Genomic DNA, 9,136 nt, shown 5'->3' with positions numbered 1-9,136 from the left:
GCTAGAGGCAATATTGGCATTGGGTCCCCAAAATGAAAACAAAGGAAACTGGCCCAGTTCTTTCTGCAGGCGATCCCTTAAGGCCATTGGTTGGCTATGAATATCCGGTAATTTTCTTCCATCTGAAGGGTACAAGGGCCTTGGTGTTACAGCATAGTCAACAGAGGAATACATATTGTACCACCAAAACATATTGGCACATGTGAAATCGGGATTTTCTGCTTTCAATGCATCCCAGACTTTAGGAGATTGTACCAAATGATTGGATTGTCGCCAAAATTTTATTTCACACTCATCTTTAAAATACCAACCATTGCCTACTATTCCGTTGTCCTTTGGCCACTTACCCGTCAAGTAGGCAGATTGAGAGGAACAGGTAACTGCCGGCAATACAGGTTTTATCGCTGCTTTCTGCTTTTTATCAGTCCATTGCTTTAAAAATGGAGTATGTTCTCCTATCAGCCTTTGAGAAAGGGCAACTACATTCAGAACAACTGTCTTTTTCATTTGATGTTATTTTTTACCCAGTTTAATTCCCTGGCAATGGACTGATCCAATGACAAATGGATGTCTTCCGGCAAAACTTCCCATGTATAGGTTTCCACTTCTAGGTGACTGGTAAGTTTCCTTTCACCATTTAATTTCAATACGCTTAAAATATCTTCTTGAGTAGAATGCACATCCCCATAGGTTGATAGAAATAATGGTACATGAAAATGGATTCGCCATTCTAGCTCTTTGGTAGTGGCCAAATCCATAAGTGCATCCGGAAGATCCGGATAAGCATGTAAGGTACTGTCTTCCATTCTACCTATTACCTGATGCAGGTAAGTGGATTCCACAAAAGGCAAAAGGGCTTTTTCTACTGCCCGTCTTTGGTTGATTTCAGTGGGGATATTGGCTTTCAGAGCAGCGCTCAACTGAAACTTACCAATCTTAATACCTTCCTTTTCAAAAGCATCCAGTACTTCTTCATGGTCTTCGTAGCCTACTGCAAAGTGACATACATCATAGCAAACCTGAACATGGTCTTTAATGGCTGCTTCTGCTTCCTCGGCTGAAAGCCCAAATTTCTTAGACAAGATAGGCCCTCCCTTTGGAATAAGCCAGTCCTTGAAAAAATGTATCAAACCTTTAGACTCTTCAATCACGCCATCCGGTTCGGGTTCTATATCCAGATGAAGGTCTATATTTTTTTCCAGTTTCAATTGATAAAGGTATTCCACCACCTCTACGATATTCGCACAAGACTGCGCCATGAGCTGGTCCAAAGCCGCTGAGGATTTGTGCCAATACTTATAACTCAGGGGGGAAGTGGAAATACCCGCATCCATATCAGCAGGCATTATTTGCGCCAGTATGGTAAAGAGCCTTAAGGTATAGGCCTTCCTTTCCTCAGTACTCCAATCCGGAAGATGCACCTCGTCTTTCACCACCTGCCTGTGAAATCCGCCAAAGGGAAATCCATTGAAAGTAAAAACATAACAATTATTAGCACTGAGCCAAGATTTGAATAGGTCCAATTGTTCAGGCTTTATCAATTCCCGACTTGCCTCATCAGAGAGCCTTAAACCTATGGCAAAAGGCTTTTCCACTGACAATTCTCCCTTAATTTTGGGAATGTATTCTTTTAAGTTTTTAAAGGTAGCCTCCCAACTTTCCCCGGGATGAATATTGGTACAATAGGTCAAATGGAAATCGGATACTTGCATAGAATAGGTTACACTATATTTATTTATTCAAAGATATTGTTCAGGCCTTCGGAGATTCTAGTTGTAAGTCTTTGAGTTTACCAATGGCATTTATGATCAGATCATTGTCCATTTCATGTACTTCCACTCCATGGCCAATCTTGTCTAAAAGCATAATGGTAAGCTCTCCACCCAGATGTTCCCTAAACTCTTCCAGGCCTTTCAACAAAACCTCACCCGAAAGTTCAGGTTGGTATAGATCAAAGCCAAGGTGGGCAATAACATTCAAGACTCGGTTTAATTCATTTTCAGAAAGCTTTCCGGCAAGAAATGAGTAGGTGGTATCCAAGGCAATACCGATGGCAACTGCCTCACCATGTCTCACCTTATAATCTGTCAGGTGCTCTAACTTGTGTGCCGCCCAATGTCCAAAGTCCAATGGTCTTGAGGATCCGCTTTCAAAAGGATCTCCCGAGGCAATGTGATCCAAATGCATTTGCGCACAACGGTAGATTAATTCTTGCATGGCAGGACTGTCTCTATCCAGAAGTTCCTCAGCCTTTTCCTCAATCCACAAGAAAAAAGAAGCGTCTTTGATCAAGGCAACCTTTAAGGCCTCAGATATTCCTGATCTCCAGTCTCTTTGCTCCAGAGTCTGTAAAAAATCACTGTCGTTAATCACCGCATAGGGCGGACAAAAAGCTCCCAAATAATTCTTTTTACCAAAGGCGTTGATGCCATTTTTCACTCCTACACCGGAATCGTTTTGAGAAAGAACAGTGGTTGGAATACGAATATGCCTGATCCCCCTGTGCGCAATAGTGGCGGCAAAGCCCACCATATCCAGTAGCGCTCCTCCACCTAGACCAACAATATAAGAATGTCTGTCTATTCCGTACTCATCTGTGGCCTTAAGCACCTGCTGAAAGTAGTTTTGGTCGTTCTTTACCTGCTCTCCCCCGGGGATCACTAGAGGAGCTGCACAAAGCGTAAAGACATCGCTGTTTTTCTCCGAATATTGCTGAATAGAAGGGATAAGGTTAGGGTTGGTAAGTACTACCCCTTCATCCAACACAAAATAAACCTTAGGGATTTTCTGTCCACTTACCAAGTCAGCAAAAAGATTGTTATCAATTGAAAACAATGCTTTTGTAAAAAAGACTTGGTAATTGTAAGGAACACTAAAAACTTGTTCTATAGATTGATGTGTCACTTTTTTCATTTTAAATATGATTGTCCCTAAGAACTTCTTGCTCTTTATAAATAAGTAAATTAAGCTCCTTTTGGTTCACTAGGTGACTGCAAAACCTTTTGCCAGCTGCAAAGATAAAGGTAATAAAAGTAAAATCACCAAACCGACTATCCAGCCTGCAAAGGAAACAGCAATGGCGGCATTCACAATGATCAAAGCCAACACTGCAGCTTTAACCGATTTACCAATTAACGAGGGCTCTTTGTACTTCAAAGCTTTAACGAGTGGGGGGAAAATAAAGTAACTTAGCAAAGCCAAGAAAGGCAAGCTTTCCCACCAATTCTCAATATTGGTATAGGCCAATAGGAAAATAAATCCAACAATGACCGCATAAATCGCCAAACCTGATTTTAGGGCCATGATATTCTGACCATGAACTTCTCCACGACTTACCATTGTAATGGCAGCCACATAAAGCAGAGGGATTAGGCCAATGTACCAATAGTTTTGCACTGCCCCGTCTATTAGACTCATGCCCAACAGCAAATTCCCTGCCCTGCAAAGGCCCATATTGATGGGGCCAAATATATTTTGATGTTTTCCCCAGGCATCATAAAGTACGGCGAGTAAAGCCACACTTAAAGCAATGCCTGCAGAAAAAGCACTTACTTGCCATGCGGCCAATACGCCAACCAAAAGCAATAAAAAAGCCATTATACCTGCACTTTTGACCGAGGCTTGCCCACTTGGAATTGGGCGTTCAGGTCTTTCGACACTGTCCAGTTCTGCATCAAAGACATCATTAAACGCAACCCCTCCTCCGTATAAGCCTATGGTGGACAATATCAGCCAAGCAATGGACTTGATAACATCCTGATCCATACCCTGTATCAAGAGATAAACTGCTCCGGAAATGGCTGCCCCAGCCAATATATCTGCAATTGCGGTAACAATATTTGCCGGTCGGGTGAGCTTAATGTGTGCTATAATAGATGACATCAGTAAATTTAATTCTCTATAATATTGGAGGAATCACTGTCTACTCGTGGGTTTTGTCCCCCTCTAAGCACAGTGTTGCCACCCATTTTTTTTGTTTGGTCGATAGGCTCTTTTTCTAACCAGTCTTTTTCCTCCATCTGCCCACTTTGGCCATAAGCTTTCAAGGCATTTCCATAGCAGGTCATTTTAATATGCTCTTCCGGAATGCCTTTTTCACGCATCAGAGCAGCTGTTTTAGGTACGGCCAAAGGATCACTTATCCCCCAATCGGCAGCACTGTCTACAATAATTCGCTCGGGGCCATATTGACGGACAATTTCTACCATTCGCTCACTACCCATTTTGGTATGGGGATAAATGGTGAATGCCGCCCAATAACCTCTATCAAGGACATCTTTTACAGTTTCTTCATTGTTATGATCCACAATGACCATATTCGGAGCAAGGCCATGCTCTTCACTCACATCCATACTTCTTATGGTTCCCTTCTTTTTGTCTCTGTGTGGAGTGTGAATCATAACAGGCAAGTCTACTTCCTTTGCCAACTCAAGTTGCAAGCGATAAAACCTATCCTCCGCCTCTGTTTGGTCATCATATCCAATCTCACCAATGGCCACTACTCCTTCTTTGCTTACATATAGTGGCAGCAACTCCATCACCTCTTCGGCCAAAGCTACATTATTGGCTTCACGAGAATTGAGACCGATGGTGCAATAATGCAGAATCCCAAATTGCTTGGCCCTGAAACGTTCCCAACCAACCAGACTGCTAAAATAATCCTGAAAACTTCCTACTTTGGTTCTTGCTTGTCCCAGCCAAAACGCCGGCTCAATTATGGCAACAATGCCCGCTTTTTGCATGGCTTCGTAATCATCCGTAGTTCTGGAAGTAACATGTATGTGTGGATCTATGTACATCATAACGCTCAAATTTATATGCTAACCTATGTTAAATTAAATGCAAATCATAACGATTACAAATGAACGGAAAATATCAAATGAAAACGGCAAACTTTACCACTTATTTAGTTTAGGGCTCCAGAATCTTTACCTATTTTCTCCCAATTGATTACTCCATTTTCAATCTTTTCTTTTATTTGCGGCTGCTTGGTCAATAGTTCTTTGGCAGCTAGGTTGTCACTTTCATGGCAGGCCAGGGCTGCTGCATATTTCTCCAGCTCGTCCCCCTTTTTCCCAACCTTTTCCAAAAGGCCAACAATTTCTTCATCAACAAATGGACTTAAAAAGCGCCACAATTCCGGAATTACATTTCTACCGGCAGACCAACGTTCATGAATATAATCAACCAGGGTGGTTGCCAAATTAACATTCTGCCGTTGCTCAATCCCCACAATCCGGTAAAGGGGCCGTTGCATAAAAATGGCTTTCAAAACCATCTGATTCCATGCCTGCTCACTAAAATAGTCTGCAGGATATGGATTGTTTAAGGCAATGGCATCAAAAACGGAAGTCATATTGCTTCTCAAGCCCTCAGCTGCACGCTTGGTGAATTTTTCTTGAATAGGGTAGATTGGCAAGGCGGCATAAAGCGCTTCTTGCTCATGAATATCTGCAGATTCAAAAAGTTTCTCCATATCTTCAAACCATTTTTCATGGTCTTCCGAAAAGGCCTCCAATACCAATATCACCCTGGCCGTCTGCAAACCGGTCCAATTATTCAACGAGAAACCATTTCTTATTGCTTCTGCCTTCTGTAAGGTTTCAATAGGCAAATCCATTGGATGCTTGGAAAAATGACGGGAAGCCTGGCTAAAAGATAAAAACAGCTTCATGGACCCCTTGTCTGCTTTAATCTTAGCTACCTGAAGTTCCAACCAATCCATGCTTTCGGCACTAGCAGCAGCTGCAAGACTTTGCTTTAAAAATCCTATGGTGGATGAAATACTATTCATGCTTTTTTAACTTTTTGTTAATTACAAATATAACATTTATTCCCTTGCTGTTTTTTGAACATGAGAACAATCATAAATCTATCAGCTGTTTATTTCCTTAATAAATAAAAAATTGATTAAAGCCGGCTTTCCCATTAGGGCTTGCTTGCCTATGGAGCTAAAACTCGCAGGGTAAAGACCAAAAAACTAGAGTCAGTTCCATCGATTAACTACACCCTTATGATTAACTCATGCTTGCCCTCAGAAAAAAAGCCAAGCCATTTCAAAACTGAAATGCTTGGCTTGTACCTAGGTATTAAATGAACTTTTTGGAATTATTCTTGCCAATCAACACCTGTATCTTTCCAGCTTCTGGATTTAGCTGAGTCCAAGACAGCTTCACAAACCTTCTGTGTTTCATAGGCATCTCTGAAGGTTGGGTGGCATGGTTCATTTCCTTCCAAGCTTTTGAAGAAGTCAGCAACTTGGTGGATAAATGAATGCTCATAGCCAATGCTTGTTCCTGGAATCCACCAACGATCCATATATGGTTGATCACCTTCCGTAACATGTACAGAACGCCATCCTCTTACTTCTGGCTCATCATTATGGTCAAAGTATTCCAACCTGTTGAGGTCATGTAAATCCCATCTAATGGAGGCATGTTCTCCATTGATTTCAAAGGTATAGAGGGCTTTATGACCTCTAGCATAACGAGTTGCTTCAAATAGACCCAATGAACCATTGTCAAAATGGCAATGGAATGCACAAGCATCATCTATTTCTACTTTTTGTTTTTCACCACTTCCTTGGTGTACCCTTTCCTTGATAAAGGTTTCCGTCATGGCAGAGACATCTTTGATGCCACCATTTAACCACATGGCAGTATCAATACAGTGCGCCAAAAGATCACCTGTCACACCTGAACCGGCTGTGGCAGCATCCAGTCTCCATAAGGCATCTCCGCCTTGTGGCAACTCAGGGCTTATGGTCCAATCTTGAAGGAAGTTGGCACGGTAATGAAAGATTTTCCCCAATTTACCTGAGTCAACAATTTGCTTGGCCAAAGTAACGGCCGGTACTCTTCTGTAATTGTACCATACAGTATTTTTCACTCCTGCATCTTCCACAACCTTCACCATTTCTTCTGCTTCTTCCAAGGTTCTGGAAAGCGGTTTTTCACAGAGAATCATTTTCCCTGCTTTTGCAGCTGCGATAGCAATTTCTGCATGGGTGTTGTTAGGTGTACAGATATCAACAGCATCGATATCGTCTCTTTCAATTATTTTTCTCCAATCTGTTTCATAGGAGGCATAGCCCCACTGTTCTGCAAATTCTTTGATTTTATCTTCCCTTCTGGAACATGCGGCTTGCAAGACCGGACGGTACTCATATTCAGGAAAAAAGTCTCCCAATCTTTTGTACCCGTTGGTATGGATTCTGCCCATAAGGCCCGTACCTATCAATCCTATTCTTATTTTCTTTTTCTCTGACATTTTTTATTATTTTGGTTGCTAATCAATTGTTGGCGAAAGTAAGCTTGATACTATGCTTTCCAACCATGTTTTTCTCTTACCGAAATCAAGGCTGCCAGGATATTGTTCCAGGTGTCTTCCTTTTTCATCACTTCATTAGGGAACATACATCCGTCCCAGCACATGTGCTGAAAAGCTTTGGTCAATTCTCCATTTTCATCCCGAAGCCAGTAACCTGCATCTTCGGCGATATCCAGTTTTCCGTTGGGGTCATTCGCCAGGCAATGTCTACCTGTTTTGTCATGTGATCCGGAACCAAAGACAGTGGCATCATTTTGAGCTACATGGAAATCAATGGTCCAAGGCCTTAATGCGTCTGTCATTTCTTTTAAAGCAGCCTTCCACACAGATTTGTCTTTCCAGTCATACCCTTCAGGAAGTAATCTATGTTCAGGATAATTATAACCCAGGGTGTACAATAAAGTATGGGCCATATCTGCCTGGAATCCTAAATAAGGGCTATTTACAGATTCAAGCGTTTCAAGCATTATTTTCCAACTGTGCATTCCTCCCCAGCAGATCTCACCTTCGGCAGCAAGTTTTTCTCCGTAATTTTCAGCAATTTTAGCGGCTTCCTTGAGGGTATCTACAATAATTTTTTGGCTTCCTTTAGGATCTTTTGCCCACAATTCAGGGCTACTAGCGGTATCTATTCTAACAATTCCATAAGGTCTAACCCCTATGTCTCTTAATTTTTTTGCCAGCTTGCAGGATTTTTCCAATAAATCCAGGTAGGTTGCTCTGTCTTCCTTCGAACCAAGAATTGGTCCTCCCCAGATGGGAGCCACCACACTTCCAATATTTAGATCAAGAGCGGAAACTTTATCTGCTAATTTTTTTACCCCGTCATCATCCATTTCTAAATCAATATGGGGATCAAATAGTCCGATGTCCACACCGTCAAATTTAACGCCATCTACTTCAGCATTGGCAGTATTTTGTAACATCTCATCAAATGAAATGATAGGCTCGGAATCAGGACCTTTTCCAACTATTCCAGGCCATGTTGCATTATGTAATTTAGGGAAATTATTTTGGGACATAATTTAATATGGTTAGCAATGAATAATTAATTTAAATCATACTATTAAACAGCCATTTTTAGATGAATATTCACCTTCGAATTCGCTGTTTAAAATTTTTCATCAATTTAATAAATAACTATTGGAATCCCATCCAAATAAGGCTTCCAATAGTTATCCTTTAAGCTTCTAAATGTTCAAATCTGGATTTTCTGGACCAAAGTGTTTCAGCATCACAATGGGATCAGTTTTGGAAAGGTTGGTGATTTTCACTCCTTCCTGAGCTGCTTTTTCAGTCACAAAATATTCATCATGTGTCAGTTGACCATAACGAATCAAAGAAGGTGTTTCTATATCCCAAACTCCCATGGTCCCATGACCTTGCATCATGATCATCCCATAGGCAGCACTGTCTTTTATTACTACTGTTTGGCCGGGAAGAACAGTCAGTTCCTTGGCACTGAAAGCATCAGATCTGTAGCATATCCAATTTTCTATATAACCTTCTGCTTCCATTTCTTCGCTGTCTTTGACAGGCACTGGAGCCATAAAACGAGTTTCCAAGATATTTGGATCCACGTTTAATTCCCAGTCAATCACTTCCATCAATTGGTCATAATCACCTATCCTGTCTTTTGGCGTTCCTTTCCACAGCAATTCTTCAGGAATGATGGCTTCATTCACCAATGACTGGTACATGGCAAAAACATCGGAAGCCTTCTGTGGCTCATAAGTACACATACTGCCAGGAGCATGTAGCATCCCCGGAGGAACATCCCATCCGGTTCCCGGATCCAGTTTGAAGG

General features: G+C 41.6%; 8 protein-coding genes and 1 pseudogene. All 9 read right to left on the bottom strand.

The annotated features are described in order from the left end of the window. A partial coding sequence (locus AAC037_RS12230) for an alkaline phosphatase family protein (protein ID WP_339903268.1) occupies positions 1-507 on the bottom strand: 507 nt, incomplete at its 3' end. Further along, positions 504-1,712 carry a metabolite traffic protein EboE gene (gene eboE / locus AAC037_RS12225; protein ID WP_339903267.1) on the bottom strand — a complete coding sequence of 403 codons (1,209 nt, stop codon included), beginning with the start codon at positions 1,710-1,712 and terminating at the stop codon, positions 504-506. The genes eboE and AAC037_RS12230, both read right to left, overlap by 4 nt. A gap of 40 nt (positions 1,713-1,752) precedes the next feature. Beyond that, positions 1,753-2,913: a 3-dehydroquinate synthase gene (locus AAC037_RS12220; RefSeq protein ID WP_339903266.1), complete on the bottom strand. Its 1,161-nt coding sequence runs from the start codon at positions 2,911-2,913 to the stop codon at positions 1,753-1,755. Positions 2,914-2,982: 69 nt separating this feature from the next. Continuing rightward, positions 2,983-3,882, bottom strand: coding sequence for a UbiA-like protein EboC (eboC, locus tag AAC037_RS12215; RefSeq protein WP_339903265.1), 900 nt, complete (start codon positions 3,880-3,882; stop codon positions 2,983-2,985). 8 nt (positions 3,883-3,890) lie between these two features. Next, on the bottom strand, positions 3,891-4,802 hold the full coding sequence (locus tag AAC037_RS12210) for a TatD family hydrolase (protein WP_339903264.1): 912 nt from the start codon (positions 4,800-4,802) through the stop codon (positions 3,891-3,893). Positions 4,803-4,906: 104 nt separating this feature from the next. Continuing rightward, positions 4,907-5,794, bottom strand: a complete 888-nt coding sequence (locus AAC037_RS12205) for an EboA domain-containing protein (protein ID WP_339903263.1) — start codon at positions 5,792-5,794, stop codon at positions 4,907-4,909. Positions 5,795-6,108: 314 nt separating this feature from the next. Then, positions 6,109-7,269, bottom strand: a complete 1,161-nt coding sequence (locus AAC037_RS12200) for a Gfo/Idh/MocA family oxidoreductase (RefSeq protein WP_339903262.1) — start codon at positions 7,267-7,269, stop codon at positions 6,109-6,111. A 50-nt stretch (positions 7,270-7,319) separates the two neighbouring features. Further along, complete coding sequence (locus tag AAC037_RS12195) at positions 7,320-8,351, bottom strand: TIM barrel protein (RefSeq protein ID WP_303614985.1); 1,032 nt, start codon at positions 8,349-8,351, stop codon at positions 7,320-7,322. Positions 8,352-8,519: 168 nt separating this feature from the next. Next, a pseudogene (locus AAC037_RS12190) lies at positions 8,520-9,136 on the bottom strand (hypothetical protein); the annotation flags it as partial.

It is taken from the genome of uncultured Cyclobacterium sp. (assembly GCF_963976465.1).
In the GTDB taxonomy this organism is placed as follows: domain Bacteria; phylum Bacteroidota; class Bacteroidia; order Cytophagales; family Cyclobacteriaceae; genus Cyclobacterium.
This window is presented reverse-complemented; position numbering and strand designations above follow the sequence as displayed.